Consider the following 18,811-nt stretch of genomic DNA (forward strand, 5'->3'; position numbering starts at 1 on the left):
CGGAGTGAAAAAAAGCGTGACCTACGTGGATACTTCAGATATCTCGGCGCAAATGTTTGTCACCGTACTCCTGTTCCTGATTGTGCTTGCGCCCTTGTTCAGCCTTGGCATACTCCGATTGTTCCAGAGCAAAAAGAAGGCTGGTTTCATGTACATGCTGTCAGGATTGCTGGTGTATGTTGTATTTCAGACTTTCATGAGTATTTTTTTCTAGATCATATTCTGCGTTTGCACAAAAAACCGTACCCTTCCGGGTACGGTTCTTTCTATATCCTAACGGCTCGCGAAAACCGGAATTGCATATGAATCGAAAATTTCTTTCAACACATGATGATTCAGATAATCAGCCTGATTTAAGCGTCCAATGCTTTGGCAAATTGGGTTTTGTTCATACCCAGAATGCGATGTTCACCAATGACAGTCAATGGCACGGCGCGTACGCCCATATCCCATACTTGTTGTGCATATTCATCGCTAGTTTCGATGTTGCGCTCTTCATAAGAGATACCTTTGTCAGCCAGGAACGTTTTTACGGATTTGCAGTTCGGGCAGTTCGTTGATGTATATACAATTACGTTTTCCATGTTTAATTCACCTCATATGGTTTTATATTAATCTATAGTTTGGTTGGGATCAGCTCATTCTATTACAGAACAACTGCGCTGTGCTCCAAGCTCTCAATGTATTTCTCTGTGTCCATGGCAGCCATACATCCGCTACCTGCAGCTGTAATCGCTTGTTTGTAACGTGTATCCTGTACGTCACCACATGCGAACACGCCTGGGATGTTTGTCTCGGATGTACCTGGTGTAGTCAGGATATAACCGTGTTCGTCCGTAGTGATCTGTCCGCCAAGGAAACCAGTGTTTGGTGTGTGACCGATCGCTACGAATACGCCGCTTGCCGGAATCACTTCTTCTTCACCTGTTTCATTGTTCAACACTTTCAGTCCGGTTACGCCGTTGTCGCCAGCAAGTACTTCGAGTGGTGTACGGTTCAAAGCCATTTCTACTTTTTCGTTGCTGCGTGCACGATCCTGCATGATTTTGGAGCCACGCAGTTCTTCACGACGGTGTACCAACGTTACTTTGGAACCGAAACGGGACAGGAAGCTTGCTTCCTCAAGAGCAGAGTCACCACCGCCGATGACGATGATTTCTTTGTTACGGAAGAAGAATCCATCACATGTTGCACATGTGCTGACACCGCGGCCTACATTTGTTTCTTCGCCAGGGATACCGAGGTATTTAGCAGATGCGCCTGTAGACAGGATCAATGTTTCCGATACGAGTTCACCCATACCTTCAACTTGAATCTTGAATGGACGCTCGCTCATGTCGATGTTGTTCACCCAGCCTGTGCGGAATTCAGCACCGAAGCGCTCAGCTTGTTTACGCATGTTGTCCATCAGTTCAGGACCCATAATCCCATCAGGGAAACCTGGGAAGTTCTCCACTTCAGTCGTTGTTGTCAGTTGGCCACCAGGTTGTGGTCCTTCAATAACGAGTGGGTTCAAGTTGGCACGTGCCAGATAGATTGCTGCTGTCAGCCCTGCAGGGCCTGTTCCAATAATAATTGATTTATACATGTATAGTTCCTCCCCCGGGTTCTGCAAAAAGGTTAGGCCCTCGAGCATCAAAAGCTTAGGCTTTTGCATACACTAGAACGAAAAGCCCATATCATGTCCACAAGTCCTGCCTGCGAAATGAGAATTATCCTATGCAGAAACGGAATTCTAATTTATAATCATTCTAATCTGTTGTTCATTATGATCTCTTTTATGTACGGTGTCAATGCTCGGCAGCGATTATGAAGAAGTCTTCATCAGGAGGGAAAATGGAAGCATGAACGATGCACTCATTGGCAGTTTTATATCAGCCATGTCTACCGGCCTAGGGGCCGTACCGATTTTATTTATGCGCAAAATATCACACCGTCTGCGTGATATCTTGCTGGCCTACGCTGCAGGTATTATGACCTCGGCTTCAGTGTATAACCTCATTCCGGAAGCACTTGGCCAATCAAATCTTTTTGTACTCGCATTTGGTATTTTGCTTGGTAGCCTGGTTCTACTGGTGCTGGAGATGAAGATTCCACACGTCGATCTGGAGAATCCCGAGAAAATGCCTTTTAAAATTGAAACCAAAGCCTTCATGATTATTGCAGCCATCACCATGCATAACCTGCCGGAAGGGTTATCCGTTGGTGTCAGCTATGCAAGCTCAGATGAGAGCCTGGGCAATCTCATTGCCTTTTCCATCGGATTGCAGAATGCACCGGAAGGATTCTTGGTGGCCCTCTTTCTCGTGAACCAGAACATTGGCCGCTTCAAAGCGCTGGGTATTGCCACCCTGACCGGAGCGGTAGAGATTATTACAGCTATGATTGGTTACACCTTGAGCAGTCTCGTAGCTGGGCTTGTGCCTTATGGTCTGGCCTTTGCAGCCGGTGCGATGATGTTCATTGTTTATAAGGAACTTATCCCTGAGAGTCACGGTGATGGTAATGCACGTGTGGCGACGATGTCTTTTTTGCTCGGGCTCATCACGATGATTGGTCTGACCGAACTGTTTTAACTGAAGACTAAAGAACCCGAGCGAACAGTCCAAGACTGTCGACCGGGTTCTTTGTTTAGCCACAAATGAAGATTCCATGAAATTACTGGGATCGTCTGTCAGAGGCAATATGCCTTTTCCTGATCAGGATTGGATGAAACGAATCAGTTCCGATTTGAATTTTTCCAATTCATCATAGAATGCACCATGACCGCTCTCTTCAAAAGCAATCAGTTGAGACGAAGCGATGCCTTGGTGCATCTGCTCGGCGAACTCAAACGGACAGATCTCACCTTTTTTCCCGTGCAAAATGGCAGTTGGCATCTGGATTGAACTCAGGTCACCTCGCAAGTCCTCGTCCCGCAGCGCAATTGCACTGCGAATGGTACCATAAGATGAAGCTTCCATGCCGAGGGCGTGGAACCAACCCATGAATGGCTGGCTGTGTTTCTTCGCAAAGAACATGCCGCCAAACGTCTCCAGTAACTTCGGACGATCTGCAAAGATCGGCTCAATGATCTGCTCGTTCAGCTGCTCTGGAGTCAATCCATACGGATAACCTTCACGCTGTGTGAACACAGGTGCTGCCGCAGATAACAAGGCCAGCTTGGAGACACCATGCCCCTTATGGGGGGCCATGTAATGTACTGCGATCGCTCCACCCGTAGATAATCCTGCGAGTACCGCGTCTTTCAGCTCCAGATCATCAATAACGGCACGAACATCGTCTGCCATGCGATCATAATCTTATCCTGTTGAAGGCTTATCCGATAAGCCATATCCTCTAAAATCTATCGCGATGGCACGAATGCCATGGTTCGGCAGTACGTTCAATTGGTATTCAAACATTTTATAATTAACAGGCCAGCCACGCAAAAAGACAACCGGGGTGCCTTCGCCAATATCTTCAACATATACTTTTACATTTGGTTCCACTTGTACATAACGTCCCATATTTCACAGCTCTCTTTATCCTCGAATCGTCCCTTCGAATCATTGCCCACTGACCCAAGGTTCAAACGTAAGCTGTTAAACCAGCCGCATACTACCTGCGAAACCAATTACTCATTTTCCTCTTCAAATCTCATTACCGTAGCAGCCTAAGCCCATTCAGAATAACCAGAATTGTACTTCCTTCATGACCTACCACACCCAGAGGCAATGCGACGTCTTGGAGGAAGTTCCCAGCAATTAAGGCCAGAATAACGGTGATGGCAAAACACATATTCTGTTTCACCGTACGCTGAGCTCGCCGGGCTTGCCCAATCACCCAAGCGATCTCTTCAATGTTATCGTTCATGAGTACCGCATCAGCGACCTCCAGTGCAGTTCCGCTGCCGGACAATCCCATCCCCATACCCACAGTAGCTGCTGCAAGTGCCGGTGCATCATTGACACCATCCCCTACCATTAACACTGGACCATACTGTTTGCGGAGCGCTTGGACCTGCTTCACTTTATCTCCAGGCAGCAAGTCTGCATAGACCATGCTTACTCCAGTTTCACGCGCAATTACAGAAGCTGATCTGGCTCGATCTCCTGTTAACATGGCAACTTTTACACCCATCGCTTCAAGCTTTTTCACTGCAGCTGCTGCCTGTGGCCGTACCGTGTCCCGCATCGCGATCAGCCCGACTAATTCACTATCAGCCATAACAGCGGATACGGTTTTCCCCTCCCCTTCAAGACGGGAGCATACATCGTCCCACTTAGAAGATACCTTCATATGGTTAGCACCATGTCCATCTGGATCATCAACGTTGCTATCTTTCATCTCCTCTGGCTGCATTGATCCCAGTACATCTGTTTTACCAATGCTCCAGACCACATCGTTCACAGTTCCTTCGATGCCCCAGCCTGTTAGAGCCTGTACGTGTTCCGCTTCCTGAAGTGTAATATTCTCCTTGTTCGCCTGATCTACGATGGCACGAGCCAAAGGATGCATGGAGAGGTTCTCAATCGCCGCTACCGCAGCTAAGAGCTGAGCACGATCTACATGTTCAGCCGTAATAATATCGGTCACTTGTGGGGTGCCCATGGTCAATGTACCTGTTTTGTCAAAAGCCACGACCCGCGTGCGAGCCATATTCTCCATATGGGCACCACCCTTGAAGAGAATGCCACGACGGGCGCTACTGGACATCGCGGACAGCATGACAGGCATGATCGAAGACACCAATGCACAAGGCGAAGCAACAACCAGAAACACCATCGCTTTATAAAATGCCTCATTCCATGTCCAGCCAAGCAGTAGTGGAGTTCCTGCAATCACAAGTAAAGTCACCCCTACAACAATGCGTGCGTATATTCCTTCAAACCGCTCCATGAAACGCTGGGAATCCGGCACTTCTGCCTGTGCTTCTTCCACCATTTTAATGATTTTGCCAAACAGTGACCCTTCAGCCGATTTTGTGACCTCTACATATAAGGCACCCTCCCCGTTTACCGTACCTGCGTAGACCTCATCCCCCACAACTTTGTCCACAGGCAGGGATTCTCCCGTGATGGACGACTGATTGATAAAAGAACTCCCCCGGTACACGACACCATCTGCTGGGATAAGTTCTCCCGGTTTGACCAACAGCAGATCACCCGGCTGCAGATCATCAATAGCCACAAGGTTCATCTGTCCGTCCTCAATACGCATTGCAGTCTCTGGCTTGAGCGCCAGCAACGATGAGATATCCTTATGACTGCGCTCTGTCGCATAACTTTCCAACGCACCACTGAGTGCAAAAATAAAGATCAGCATCGCGCCTTCATTCCAGTAACCAATGGCCGCTGCCCCGAGGGATGCGGCAATCATCAGCAGGTTTACATCCAGATCACGGTCCTTGACCAGTGTCTCGATGCCTTCCTTCGCTTTGGTCCAACCGCCAACGGCATACGCCACAATGTAGAGCATGATGGATAAGGTACCAAAATACGGTGCAGTTCCCCAGGCAATCAGCATCAACAGCCCGCTGCCCAATGCAGATTGCATCTCTTTATTCTGCAACATGGCTCGAAAATCAGGCTTACGTCCCCGGTTTGGGCCTGGTGTTTGGGATAAGCGCTGTTCCGCTTGTTTCTGTCTGTGTAGTGGTTGATGTATCGCTTGCATATGAATCACGTTCCTTTCGAATGGTAGGTTTGCGGATGACGAGTCTGCTAAATTCCGCTCCCAAAAATGAAGTTGTATTGAGAATGAGAGCCATTGTTAATGCCCTAAAAATGACACATGCTGCTGCGGGAATCCCGCAGCAGCATGGTTTTGTGAATGCTTTTAAATAATCTCGAATGAGAATGATAATCATTTTTGCACTTATGCAATTGTGTTTACTCAATACAACTTTTAATCAGTATATGCCTGTGATCCTCATTTGTAAATGGGCTTTTTTCGATGGATAGTCATACATGTGTGTTCAAAAAGATAAAAAGCCGCTGTCCCGGAGGACAACGGCTTTAACCATCATTTTAATATTCAATATAACCTGTTTATGGCATATCGCTTAAGTGATTGTTACACATCCACCCAATGCCATTTACGCGCCTACACTTGCTCCCTGACTTGCTTTGATGGCTTGCTCCAGATCGTAGATAATGTCTTGAATGTTCTCAGTACCTAAAGACAGACGAATCAATTCCGGATTAACCCCTGCTGCGGTCTGTTCATCTTCAGTCAACTGCGCATGAGTTGTGCTTGCCGGGTGAATGATTAGAGACTTGGAGTCACCAACATTCGCAAGGTGAGAGAACAGTTTGACACTTTCAATCAATTTGCGACCCGCGTCCGCACCACCTTTGATGCCAAAGGTCAGAATAGCACCCTGCCCTCTTGGTAGATACTTCTGTGCAAGCTCATAAGAACCATGGCTCGGCAGACCTGCATAACTTACCCAAGACACATCCTCATGTTTCTCAAGGAATTCCGCAACCGCAAGGGCATTGCTACTATGACGCTCTACGCGAAGATGTAATGTCTCCAGTCCTTGCAGCAACAACCAGGAGTTGAATGGAGAGATCGTTGCCCCCAAGTCACGCAGAAGTTGTACACGAGCTTTGATAATATAAGCAATCGGTCCAACCGCTTCCGTATATACAACACCGTTATAACTGGAGTCCGGCTCCGTCAATCCCGGGAACTTGCCACTTGCTTTCCAGTCAAATTTTCCGCTATCCACGATAACGCCACCAATGGATGTACCATGACCCCCAATAAATTTCGTTGCAGAGTGAACAACAATATCTGCGCCATGTTCGATTGGACGAAGCAGGTACGGACTTGGGAACGTATTATCCACGATCAAAGGAATTCCATGTTCATGAGCGATAGCTGCTACCGCTTCAATATCCAATACATTCCCCTTTGGATTACCGATCGTTTCGGCATACAATGCTTTGGTTTTCTCCGTAATCGCAGCTCTGAAATTCTCTGGATCACTGGAATCCACAAATTTCACGTCCAGACCCAGTTTCGGCAAAGTCGTCGAGAACAGATTGTATGTACCTCCATACAAACTCGCCGAAGATACGATCTCATCTCCTGCACCAGCAATATTCAGAAGTGAAAACGTAATGGCTGCCTGACCAGAAGCTGTAGCCAGCGCTCCAGCTCCGCCTTCCAACGCCGCAATCCGTTGCTCAAACACGTCGGTTGTTGGATTCATCAGACGAGTATAAATGTTGCCAAACTCTTTCAAACCAAACAAGTTAGCTGCATGCTCGGTGTCCTTGAATCCATAGGATGTTGTCTGATACAAGGGTACAGCTCGTGCGTTGGTGGTTGGATCAATCTCCTGGCCTGCATGAATTGCCAATGTTTCAAATGAAAGCTCACGTTCGTTTGACATAAATCTGAATCCTCCCTCGATATATACGTTCTTGAAGTTCCTGATGTCTTCGCATGGTGGCGTATGTTTTCCATATTCTCTCACAAGATGTCGTATTTGAAAAGACTTATTTCCGATTGTTCCGATAAGAAAAATTAAATATGTGCTTTATCGATTTCTGTACCAAAAAAAACCTTTGCCCTCGCAAAGGTTTTTCAGCTACTTTGACTTCGGTATGCAATACCTCATCCTGGGTTTGGTTAGACCCGAACTGCACTCCATACTTCACGCAAATGTTTGGCCGCAGGTACAGCTTCCTCCGCAGTTACGCCTTCAAGTGAAATATCAATATGCGGCTTATACGTTTTTAACAATTCAAAAAATAACGGGTAATCCAGTATACCTGCCCCAGGTACCGGATTGTACTTCTCTCCCTGTGCATCAAAGGCTACATCTTTGGCATGGATCACAATCATGCGCTGATACAGTGATTCCATCACCTCGCGCAAGAAAGCCCCTTGATCTGCAGCATGTGGTTGCTTGATCAGATTACACGGGTCGAACAGCATCCCCAGATTCGATGAAGGAATCTCTTCAAACAAACGTGTCATATGTTCATGGGTATGAAGAGTATGTGTGGACACAGGCTCAATCGCCGCATGCACGCCCCATTTCTCCGCTTCCTCAGCCAACTCCTCAACCGTTTCTTTCAGCACACTCCACGCCTTCTCTTCATATCCATCCGGATGTGTATCCTGATAGGTGTCCAAGCCCCCAGTCTCCGTTGCTACCATGCTGCAACCAAAATCCCGGGCATAACGCAGATGCTCCTTGAATCGATCAATGTCCGCACGTCTTGTTACCGGATCAGGGTCAATCGGATTAATATAACAGCCCAGTACCGCAATCTTCACCCCGCGCTGTGCAAATTGATCTCCAATCTCATTCGCCAGTCCAGGGCTCAGCTTGCCATTCGATGAGTCCACATCTGATAATGCTTTGGCCAGCGCCAGCTGTACGGAATTAAATCCGTTATCCGCAATCGTCTGCGCAAGCTGTGCTGTAGGCTGTTTGCCAAATGTATGCGCCAGAATACCAAGTTTCATCTCACTGCCTCCTTATGCTAATCCGATTATCAAACGATTAACGTGCCATCCAACCGCCATCGACATTCAGCACATGACCATTCAGATAATCCGAAGCGGCAGATGCCAGAAAGACAACCGGGCCTTTCAGATCTTCAGGTGTTCCCCAGCGCCCCGCAGGAATACGGGCTGTAATATCCCGGTAACGATTCTCGTCCGCACGGATCTGGGTAGTATTATCGGTTTCCATATAACCAGGTGCGATACCGTTAATCTGGATTCCCTTTCCTGCCCATTCATTGGCAAGTGCTTTGGTTAAACCGGCAACGCCATGTTTACTGGCTGTATACCCTGGCACATTGATCCCACCTTGATAGGACAACATGGATGCAATATTAATGATTTTGCCACTTCCGCGTTCAATCATATGTCTGCCTGCCAATTGGCTTAGGAAAAATACAGTGTTCAGGTTCAGACCAATTACATCATGCCAGTCCTGCCCTGCATGATCAACCGCAGGTGTGCGACGAATGATTCCGGCATTGTTGACGAGAATGTCGATTCTGCCCTGGAACGCAAGCGCCTGTTCGAACACTGCAGACAACTCATCTTCACGACTTAAATCCGCTTCAATCACATAAGCTTTGCGTCCGAGTGCTTCAATGGCAATTGCCGTTGCCGCAGGCTTGGAATAAGAGACCAGCACCACATCAGCACCTGCTTCTGCCAAACCAATGGCCATCCCTTGTCCAAGTCCTCCCGAGGTACCTGTTACCAGTGCAACTTGTCCGCTTAAATCAAATGGGTTCATGAATGATTCCTCCGCATGGTTTTGATATGCAATCCGTAGAGCCGTCCGTTCTTTAATCCCATGAATAATGAATGAGGTTAACTTTGATAATCCACTGTGACACCGCTCAGCTCGTATAAGGCAACCGTCTCTTCATCCAAACGACTATCGCTGATAATGTAGTCCAGTTCCGAACACTGGGCGAAAGTTCGCAGTGCAAATTGTCCGAATTTATAATGATCCACAACGCCGTATACTTGCTGCGAGGCAGATATCATTGCTTTTTTCAAAGGAACCAGATCTCCCGTGTATATGGATAATCCGAATTCCGGATGAAGGGCTGTCGTGGATATAAAGGCTTTGTGAATGTTAAGACTGGATATAAACGAAGCCGTATCATCCCCAACCAACATATTCCGTACACGAGCCCCGCCAGGCACAACCAGTCGCACTTGCTCCTTCTTGGTCAGCTCCGCAATAATGAACAGGTCATTGGTCACCACCGTCAGCGGTTGATTATCGAGACGTTTGGCCATCTCCAGCGTGGTGCTACCACCATCGAGAGCAACGATATCTCCAGGTCGAATGTAAGCAAGGGCACGTTCAGCAATCTCCGTCTTCTCCGGATGATGTTTCTCGGTAACTCCACGGCTATTCAAGATGCCATACTGGTCATTCTGAGCCAGCATAGCACCACCATGGACACGTACGAGCAGTCCCATACTCTCCAACTTGTCGAGATCCTCTCGCACTGTTTTCCCAGTCACCTGCAACAACTCACTCAGATCACTGACGGTTACTTCCTGGCGTCCCAGCAGAGCCTCCATAATTTTTTCATGTCTTTTCAATGGATTCATCACAATCAACTTCCTATACTATCTGAGTCAAAATGAATGAGTCATAGTGTCTACCCTGTCAATTTAACTCAGAAAACTGTAATTTATTATTTCAGGTCTTTCATTGCTACGCCGTCCATATCTTCGAACGTCTGGTTCTCACCAGCCATCGCCCAACAGAAGGTGTAATTGCTTGTACCCACACCACTGTGAATGGACCAGCTTGGGGAAATGATCGCCTGGCGATCACGTACAACCAGATGACGTGTTTCGTTTGGCTCACCCATCATATGGAATACAACACCGTCTTCAGGCAAGTTCCAGTACAAGTATACTTCGGAACGGCGGTTATGGGTATGTGCAGGCATCGTGTTCCACATGTTACCCTTGTCGAGTTCGGTAATGCCCATCACCAACTGACAACTCTGAATTCCACCTTCTCCTTGGTGAATGTAACGATAGATCGTACGCTCATTGGAAGTTTCGATGCTGCCCAGATGATTCGGCTGAGCTTGTTCTTGTGTTGCTTTTACTGTTGGATAGGTGTGGTGAGCCGGTGTGGATACAAAATAGAATTGGGCAGGTTGAGCCTTGTCACTGCTCGTGAACACAACTTCCTTCACCCCTCTACCGATGTAGAGACATTCCTTCGCTCCAATCTCATAACCTTGTCCATCCGCTGTCACTGTTCCGTGACCACCGACATTAATGATACCGATTTCACGACGCTCCAGGAAAAAGTTCGTTCCGATATCTTTCAGGTTCACTTCAAGGGTAATGTCCTTACTCTCGGGTACAGCCGTTCCCACAATATAACGATCCACATGAGAATACACCGTTACCAATTCATCAGTTGCAAACAGTTGCTCCATCAAAAATTCCTCACGCAGGCGAGATGTATCATACGTTTTCACTTCATTGGGATGTGCAGCATAGCGATTTTCCATTATTCATCCATTCCCTTCGTCATTTAAATTGGTTGAGATTGATATTATTAATGTTCATATAAGTTCATTTTAGTTCATTATGTATCTTTTGTGTACCTTTATTTTCAAAAAAAGAATTTTCTGCGATAAAACATTTATGATTCTAACTGTCTATGGATTACCAGTCGTGGATCGGAGTATCTACTCCTCCCAAGAAAATGGTAGTGGAACCGGCGGTAACAGTCCAAGTACTGCAATAACGGCTGCCATAATCGCAGTAAACATCATATCTTTAATCTTCACAACAAGGCCCCCAATATGAATTAGTTGTTAATTACGCATTCTTTATGCTGAGTTTTTTCCAAGTCTTATGTACTACTGTAATAAGAGAACCTTCCCCTCGATACCCGATTCAGCCGCTGCAATAGCCTGTTGTACATTCGTTAGGTCATACGTCGCCCCAATGTTTGCCATGACAAGCCTCCCTGCTCTGACCAGCTCCATTACCTCATGAAATACCTGTTCCCAGCGTTCTTGCGAACAGCGTTCCACCCAATGTTTTAACCAGAAAAGTTTCACATGAACTTGTGTTCCCCGAGTTGCTTCATGCCATAACGGTGTGATCCCCGAAAGTAGCCCTACACTGATGACCGTCCCATTTGGTTTAAGGCAACTCACCAGCTGTTCCCCGTCTGTCCCTCCAATACAATCCACGGCTGCATCAGCACCGTATCCCTCTGTTAATTCCGCCATTCTAGCCTGTAGCAACTCTTTTGTTGTATTGATAACAGAAACTGCTCCAAGACGATACAGTTCAGCAGTGTGACGATCATCTCTCGTAAGCACAATCAATTTGAATCCATTGATTTTTGAGATCTGTGCAAAGATTCGTCCGAGCGCAGATCCCCCTGCATTCACAATCAGGGTATCACCATACGTAAGCTTAAGCACCTCTGTACAGATCAACCAAGCCGTAACCGGATTAATATAGAGCTGGCTGGCTGAGTGATCATCGATATCATTTGGCACAATAATTGTATGTCGCTCCAAAGTCTTCACGACGTCCTGCCAAGTATTCTCGCCTTTTAGTGGCAAGACACGACGCCCCAACATTTGATTGGATACTCCCAATCCTACTGCTTCTACTATCCCCACACCCTCAAACCCGGGAACAGCTGGTAATTGGGTACGATGCGGGTAAGCTCCTCGAACAGGAATAATATCGGAGGGATTAATAGGCCGAGCATACATCCTCACTGCTAATTCACCGGGGCCAGGGGGTATCACATCTTTTTCTTCCATACATAACACTTCACTTGGTTCGCCAAAACGATAATAACGGATTACCCTTGCTTTCATTGGTACATCTCCTAAAATAATTTTGCTAAAATTGCTCTAACTAAAATATTGAATATATTGACAGAGTGAATAACAATAGTATCACTGGAAAATTATTTCATCAACGACTTATTAAGATATAATACAACTTTTTCCATTAAAATATGCGATAACTTCAGCTTAGAAAAAAAAGAGCCCCACAACCTTGAATACCAAGGTCGTGAAGCTCTTTCATCATATCAATTAATGTGCAACAGCATTGTTAAGCATAATCCAGATCGAACCAATTACGATGGTCATCATAATCAGTAATCCGAAAATAAGGGCCATGACATTCCAGCGTGGTTTCTCTGTTTCACGGATATGCATGAAGAAGAAGAGTTGAACCACAAACTGAAGTGCTGCCATGCCCAGAACAACAATGAGTGTTCCTGTTCTTTCCATCATATCATTGAGAACCACCACAAGTGGAATGATTGTCAGAACGACGGACAGGATGAAGCCGATGACATAAGACTTCAATGAACCATGTTGCTCATGACCGTGGGAATCATGTGAGTTGTGCTCTGACATCTACATCACCCCCATGAGATAGACGATCGACAGGAGGAAAATCCATACGACGTCCAAGAAGTGCCAGTACAAGCTGATTACGTTGATTTTACCGCGAGTAACATCGGTAATACCACGTTTTTTCAGTTGTAACATAAGTCCAATCATCCAGATCAGACCGAGCGATACGTGAAGTCCGTGAGTTCCCACAAGGGTGAAGAATGCGCCCGAAGCAGCACTCGTTGTAAAGCTGAACCCTTCGTGAATCAACTCAATAAACTCATATACTTCCAGTGCGATAAAGCTTGCACCCAGAACGGCTGTAACCGCCAGCCAACTGATTAATTGTTTTACTTTGCCTTGATTCATCGCCAGTACGGCTAGTCCGCTCGTGAATGAACTTGTGAGCAAGATAAACGTTTCGGCAATAACACCAGGCATTTTGATCAATTCAGACAAAATCGGTCCGCCCGCCGTATTGTCACGCAACACAATGAAGGTTGCGAACAATACGGAGAACAGGATAACGTCGGAAATCAGGAAGAACCAGAATCCGAGAATTTTCATTTCCTGTGGATCATGATGTCCATGGTCGTGACCATGTGCATGATTCTCACCGTGCTTAGCGGCTGCTTGAGCCATCTATACCGACCCCCTTAACGACGCTTCGGTACGCTTAATTTCGTCGACCGGAATATAATAATCCGTATCGTATGAGAATGAACGGGCGATCATACAGATCCCTACGCCAGCGAGTCCGAGAATTGCCATCCACAGCCATCCGAAGACAAAGCCGAAACCGGCGATGAACCAGAAGACAGACATGATGAACGGAATTCCAGAGTTCTTCGGCATATGAATCGGCTCAAGCGGTTGCTCTGGCGGATAGATGCCTTTGGCACGACGTTCCTTCTCTTCCCACCACTCATCAATATCATCTCCGCGCGGTGTAACGGCGAAGTTGTATTCAGGAGCTGGTGAAGGAATTGACCACTCCAGCGTACGGCCATCCCATGGATCGGCAGGAGCTTTGAGTGATTTGTATTTGCGAATACCGTCTGCGATTTGCGCAACTTGGAACAGGAATCCGACACCCATCAGGAATGCCCCGATTGTGGATACGAAGTTCAATTCCCACCAGCCAGTATCCCAGCCGTAAGTGCTCAGACGACGTGTCATACCCATCAAGCCGACAGCGTACTGCGGCATGAAGCAGACATAGAAACCAATATTCCAAGTCCAGAATGCCCATTTGCCCAGTTTCTCTTCGAGTTGGAAACCGAACATTTTAGGCCACCAGTAGTACAGACCTGCGAAGTATCCGAAGACAACACCACCGATCAATACTTGGTGGAAGTGGGCAATCAGGAAGTAACTGTTGTGGAACTGGAAGTCAGCAGGAGCAACGGATAACAGAACGCCTGTCATACCCCCGACAATAAAGCACGGGATAAAGGCAAGTGTCCACATCATCGGAGTCGCCATGCGTATCCTTCCTCGATACATGGTAAACAGCCAGTTGAATATCTTAACCCCTGTTGGAATAGCAATCAACATCGTAGTTACGGCGAAGAATGCATTTACGTCTGCTCCGGAACCCATCGTGAAGAAGTGATGCGCCCATGTGAAGAAGGACAGGAAGCTGATGATCAACATTGCGAATACCATCGACTTGTAACCAAACAGTTTTTTCCGAGAGAAGGTACTTACAATCTCGGAGAATACACCGAATGCCGGCAAGACCACAATGTATACCTCAGGGTGACCCCACATCCAGATCAAGTTGATATACATCATTGGGTTACCACCCAAATCAAGTGTGAAGAAATGCGCCCCGGCAAACCTGTCGAGGAATAACAATGCAAGTGTCACGGTCAAGATTGGGAAAGCGAACAAGATGATAATACAAGTGGAGAATACCGACCATGTGAACATCGGCATTTTCATCCATCTCATGCCTGGCGCACGCATTTTAATGATGGTAACCAGGAAGTTGATACCGGTAGCCAGGGAACCGATACCTGATATCTGTATACCCCATATATAGAAGTTCTGTCCTACCCCTGGACTGTGCGACAGCTCCGATAGAGGCGGATAACTCAGCCATCCTGCATCCGGTGAACCACCGATAACGAAGGACAGGTTAAACAGCATTGCGCCCAAGAAGAACAGCCAGAAGCTGAGTGCATTCAGGAATGGGAACGCAACGTCTCTTGCTCCGATCTGTAGTGGTACAATAACGTTAAATAGACCAAACATAAATGGCATCGCCATGAACAGGATCATGATCGTGCCGTGAGTTGTGAAGACCTGATTATAGTGTTCAGGATTTAGAAATTCATTGTTAGGCATAGCCAGCTGAAGGCGCATCATTAGCGCATCCACACCACCACGGAACAACATGATAATGGAAGCGATGATATACATGATACCGATCTTTTTATGATCGACAGTCGTTAACCAGTTACGCCAGAGCCAGCCCCATTTTTTGAAATAAGTTAGCACCGCTACAATAGTAATCATGGTAATTCCGATAGCTACCATCGCACCATAAATGAGCGGATCACCGGTTACGAAAAACTCCGATGCAAACTCTTTAAGTCCCTCTAACATTGGGGGCCTCCTTTCGAATCTTTAGTTAGCACTCTTGTCCTCGTCTTGATTGGACGTATCAGTTGCATTTTGAATGGCTCCAGAAGCTTCGTTTGAAGTTCCATGTTTGCTATGAGCACTTTGACCATCTACAACATACTTGGTTACGATATTTTGGAACAATCCTTCTGGGAAGGCAGAATAATAAGCAACATTGCTTGTTCCTGGTTCAGCCAGTGCACTGTAACCTTCTGTGGTCAATGGCTGAGAATTCTGTTTCACATCAGCTACCCAATTGTCAAAATCTTCGTCCGATGTAGCATTCACATCAAAACGCATTTCTCCAAAATGCTCGCCTGTGAAGTTAGCACCGGAACCCCAGTACTTACCTTCATGATCTGCCTGCAGGTACAAGGTCATTGCCATACCCGACATTGTATAAATTTGTCCTCCAAGTTGCGGAATCCAGAACGAGTTCATTGGTGAATCCGCAGTGAGTTCAAATTTCACGGGCCGATCTGCCGGAATATTCAACGTGTTAACCGTTGCAATCCCTTGCTCAGGATACATAAACAGCCATTTCCAATCCAGTGAAGACACTTGGATGGTAATTGGTGCTTTCTCGTGAGCCAACGGCTTCGAAGGCTCCAGATCATACGTGTAACGAATCGTAACAATGGCTAGTATTCCAATAATAATAATTGGAACGGTCCACCAGATTGCCTCCGCCTTCGTACTATGAGACCAGTTAGGTTCATAAGCAGCTTTGTTATCCGGCTTGTCGCGGTAACGCCATACGATGACGGCAGACAAAATGAGTACTGGCACAATAATGACAGCACACAAAATTGTCGAGATGACAATCAAATCTCTCTGCGAAGCGCCAATTGGTCCCTTCGGATCCAGAACAACGTACTGCCCGCCTGCCAGCATTGGCCAGACAATCAATGCAATTGTAACCAACGTCAGGACAACCGGAATGATAATCCGGGTTAGCGACCTAGGTTTCTTGTTCATTTTGATCCCCTCTCCTTAAATTCGCTCATACTGAAAAATCAGTATACTACTCTCTTCCTACTAAAGATATCAGAAATGAACAACTTTTTTGTTCTTGTTAACAAATTTGTCGATTTTACACCTTAAATGTGTGAATTTTTTCTCACAAATCGCTTGCATGGTTGATATTTGCTTATTGTAATCTTTACACATCAAGTCACAAAATAAAACCCTTTGCAGTCCCGTTGAACAATGTCAACGAATCCGCAAAGGGCTTTATTGACTGGATTCCGGGAACTTATCCAGTCTTATTATGAACGAATTAACGCAGGATTATAATCAATCGGCGCCTTCGTCTTCCCGGCGTGTATGAACAAGGCCAATCGCTTTGGCAATAACGTAAATAAACACACTACCTACAAGGAATCCAATACCGACCATCAAGCCAAGATTACGATCATTAAATTCATTCAGATTGATCAGACACATGATCACTCCCGTAATGAGTGCGACCCATGCCAGAACTGTCATCGTCAAGACGGCGCGCCGCATATTTTTGTCTTTGCGCTCCAATTGGCTAACCATTGCTGTCTTCGATGCCATAGTAAACACTTCCTTTTCCCTTTTTGTAAGTGCTTTCCTTATACCAATATACCACATCAGTATGATTTTTAGTCAACAAATGTTCAAATTTTCTTCGCAATTTGGACACTTTATTTTGATTTCAACCGTTGACAAAACATTTTTCAATTCATTCATACTTCTTATAACCCAAAAAACGTCTCTTCATAACAGGAACTGCACTTGACCTTATGAAACCTTTATGAACTACTCATTTTCAACGGTAAAAATACAAAAAAAGACGGCACAATGGAATACTCCAAAGTTGCCGTCTTTTTTATCTTTAATAAGGGAACCGTATATAATGAGGACCTGCTCTTCCCTTGTAACCTGCCACCCAAACTATTGGGGATTATGTTCGTTCCGTGTCTCCAACCAATTATTCTTGATGACGTTCTGATACCAGTAATAACTCTCCTTCGGTGTTCTCACGAGTGAACGATAGTCCATATGAACAAGACCAAAACGCATGCGGTAGCCTTCTGCCCACTCGAAATTATCCATCAGTGACCATGCCATGTACCCTTTCAGGTTAATGCCGTCATTAATGATGCGGTGAATTTGAGCCAAATGCTGTTCATAATAGGCAATCCGGCGATCATCATTAATTTTGCCATTCTCCAGATCATCATTGATGCAAGCACCATTCTCTGTGATATATACATCCACATTGCCGTACTTTTGCAAGTAATGCATAAATTCATACAAACCACGTGATTCCACAGGCCAGCCAATATCGGTTTTGGTGAGGCCCATATCAACTTCTTCCGATTGCAGAGCACCCGCCTCCGGATTGAAGCGATTGATCCCCATCGTGTAATAGTTAATGCCGAGCAGATCGATCGGTTGTGAGATGATCTCCATATCACCTTCCTGAATTGGCACAGTAGCCCCCGCTTCTGCAAACCAATCCACCATAAACTGCGGATATGAACCTTTGTAGATTGGATCTAGGAACCAATCGGTATTGAGCGCAATCGATCGGTCACAGGCAGCTTGGTCCTCAGGAGATTTGCTGTACGGCTCAGCCCAGCATACGTTCGGAGCAATTCCAATCTGACCCGTTGTTCCCAAGCGACGGAAGGATTGAACGGCTTTACCATGAGCAACCAGCAATCCATGAGCCACATTAATTGACGTTTGCAGGTCTTTGTTTCCTGGCGCATGAATCCCGAGAAGGTTCGACAGGAACGCGATACACCATGGTTCATTGAATGTCAGCCAAAAGTTGATCTTGCCCGAGAATTCTTTGAAAATCACTTCGGCATATTTCACAAAAGCGTCTACCGTTCTTCGGTTGCCCCAACCCCCGTCATCCTCCAGCGTTTGTGGAAGATCCCAGTGATACAGCGTGAGGAACGGTTCGATGCCAGCCTCTAACAATGCATCCACGAAGCGATGGTAGAAGTCCAGTCCTTCCCGATTGATCTCCCCATCTCCGTCAGGAATAATGCGCGGCCACGCAATGGAGAACCGGTACGTATTAATCCCGAGTTTCTTCATCAGTTCGATGTCTTCCTCGTAACGATGGTAACTGTCACATGCGACATCCCCATTGTCTCCGTTATATACCTTGCCAGGTGTGCGCGCAAACGTATCCCAGATGGATACCCCGCGTCCACCTTCCTGTGCCGCTCCTTCTATTTGATAGGAAGCTGTTGCTGTCCCCCAGCGGAAATCTTGCGGAAATTTAAAAATGGTCATGGTTG

General features: G+C 46.3%; 17 protein-coding genes and 1 pseudogene. 2 read left to right on the forward strand and 16 right to left on the reverse strand.

The window, feature by feature from the left end; genetic code table 11:
- Window positions 1-16: 16 nt before the first annotated feature.
- The gene (locus ACE04G_RS18845; RefSeq protein ID WP_017692236.1) at window positions 17-214 is read left to right on the forward strand and encodes a hypothetical protein; all 198 of its coding nucleotides are present in this window, start codon (window positions 17-19) and stop codon (window positions 212-214) included.
- Window positions 215-353: 139 nt separating this feature from the next.
- Here ACE04G_RS18845 and ACE04G_RS18850 read toward each other — a convergent pair whose 3' ends face one another.
- Both ACE04G_RS18850 and trxB read right to left on the reverse strand, forming a co-directional pair.
- Window positions 354-584 (reverse strand): glutaredoxin family protein, encoded by a 231-nt coding sequence (locus ACE04G_RS18850; RefSeq protein ID WP_076212704.1) that lies wholly within the window; start codon window positions 582-584, stop codon window positions 354-356.
- Window positions 585-646: 62 nt separating this feature from the next.
- Window positions 647-1,588 carry a thioredoxin-disulfide reductase gene (gene trxB, locus ACE04G_RS18855; RefSeq protein WP_036668032.1) on the reverse strand — a complete coding sequence of 314 codons (942 nt, stop codon included), beginning with the start codon at window positions 1,586-1,588 and terminating at the stop codon, window positions 647-649.
- Between the two features lie 256 nt (window positions 1,589-1,844).
- On the opposite strand from trxB, the gene ACE04G_RS18860 reads away from it, so the two are divergent.
- Window positions 1,845-2,576 carry a ZIP family metal transporter gene (locus ACE04G_RS18860; protein WP_221820769.1) on the forward strand — a complete coding sequence of 244 codons (732 nt, stop codon included), beginning with the start codon at window positions 1,845-1,847 and terminating at the stop codon, window positions 2,574-2,576.
- Between the two features lie 123 nt (window positions 2,577-2,699).
- Here ACE04G_RS18860 and ACE04G_RS18865 read toward each other — a convergent pair.
- The 14 genes and pseudogenes from ACE04G_RS18865 to ACE04G_RS18930 form a co-directional block, all read right to left on the reverse strand.
- A pseudogene (locus ACE04G_RS18865) lies at window positions 2,700-3,509 on the reverse strand (alpha/beta fold hydrolase).
- 133 nt (window positions 3,510-3,642) lie between these two features.
- Window positions 3,643-5,658 carry a heavy metal translocating P-type ATPase gene (locus ACE04G_RS18870; protein ID WP_221820766.1) on the reverse strand — a complete coding sequence of 672 codons (2,016 nt, stop codon included), beginning with the start codon at window positions 5,656-5,658 and terminating at the stop codon, window positions 3,643-3,645.
- Window positions 5,659-6,079: 421 nt separating this feature from the next.
- The gene (locus ACE04G_RS18875; protein ID WP_449003980.1) at window positions 6,080-7,387 is read right to left on the reverse strand and encodes a homocysteine synthase; all 1,308 of its coding nucleotides are present in this window, start codon (window positions 7,385-7,387) and stop codon (window positions 6,080-6,082) included.
- A gap of 239 nt (window positions 7,388-7,626) precedes the next feature.
- Entirely contained in the window at window positions 7,627-8,472 is an 846-nt protein-coding gene (locus ACE04G_RS18880; protein WP_221820764.1) for a sugar phosphate isomerase/epimerase family protein, read from the reverse strand.
- Window positions 8,473-8,509: 37 nt separating this feature from the next.
- Window positions 8,510-9,262, reverse strand: a complete 753-nt coding sequence (gene kduD / locus ACE04G_RS18885; protein WP_221820762.1) for a 2-dehydro-3-deoxy-D-gluconate 5-dehydrogenase KduD — start codon at window positions 9,260-9,262, stop codon at window positions 8,510-8,512.
- A gap of 77 nt (window positions 9,263-9,339) precedes the next feature.
- Window positions 9,340-10,098, reverse strand: a complete 759-nt coding sequence (locus ACE04G_RS18890) for a DeoR/GlpR family DNA-binding transcription regulator (protein WP_221820760.1) — start codon at window positions 10,096-10,098, stop codon at window positions 9,340-9,342.
- Between the two features lie 86 nt (window positions 10,099-10,184).
- The gene (gene kduI / locus ACE04G_RS18895; protein ID WP_036606918.1) at window positions 10,185-11,024 is read right to left on the reverse strand and encodes a 5-dehydro-4-deoxy-D-glucuronate isomerase; all 840 of its coding nucleotides are present in this window, start codon (window positions 11,022-11,024) and stop codon (window positions 10,185-10,187) included.
- Between the two features lie 354 nt (window positions 11,025-11,378).
- Window positions 11,379-12,362, reverse strand: a complete 984-nt coding sequence (locus ACE04G_RS18900) for a zinc-dependent alcohol dehydrogenase family protein (protein WP_339305663.1) — start codon at window positions 12,360-12,362, stop codon at window positions 11,379-11,381.
- A 222-nt stretch (window positions 12,363-12,584) separates the two neighbouring features.
- Entirely contained in the window at window positions 12,585-12,914 is a 330-nt protein-coding gene (gene cyoD / locus ACE04G_RS18905; protein ID WP_449003981.1) for a cytochrome o ubiquinol oxidase subunit IV, read from the reverse strand.
- A complete protein-coding gene (gene cyoC / locus ACE04G_RS18910) occupies window positions 12,915-13,535 on the reverse strand; it encodes a cytochrome o ubiquinol oxidase subunit III (protein WP_036606911.1) in 621 nt (206 codons plus the stop codon). It lies immediately after the preceding gene.
- The gene (locus ACE04G_RS18915) at window positions 13,536-15,506 is read right to left on the reverse strand and encodes a cbb3-type cytochrome c oxidase subunit I (protein WP_076212762.1); all 1,971 of its coding nucleotides are present in this window, start codon (window positions 15,504-15,506) and stop codon (window positions 13,536-13,538) included. It lies immediately after the preceding gene.
- Window positions 15,507-15,527: 21 nt separating this feature from the next.
- Complete coding sequence (gene cyoA / locus ACE04G_RS18920) at window positions 15,528-16,502, reverse strand: ubiquinol oxidase subunit II (RefSeq protein WP_221820756.1); 975 nt, start codon at window positions 16,500-16,502, stop codon at window positions 15,528-15,530.
- A gap of 318 nt (window positions 16,503-16,820) precedes the next feature.
- Complete coding sequence (locus ACE04G_RS18925) at window positions 16,821-17,084, reverse strand: hypothetical protein (protein WP_036606904.1); 264 nt, start codon at window positions 17,082-17,084, stop codon at window positions 16,821-16,823.
- A 360-nt stretch (window positions 17,085-17,444) separates the two neighbouring features.
- Window positions 17,445-18,806, reverse strand: coding sequence for a GH1 family beta-glucosidase (locus tag ACE04G_RS18930; RefSeq protein WP_221820754.1), 1,362 nt, complete (start codon window positions 18,804-18,806; stop codon window positions 17,445-17,447).
- Between the last annotated feature and the right edge of the window lie 5 nt (window positions 18,807-18,811).

Source organism: Paenibacillus sp. AGC31, from assembly GCF_057334655.1.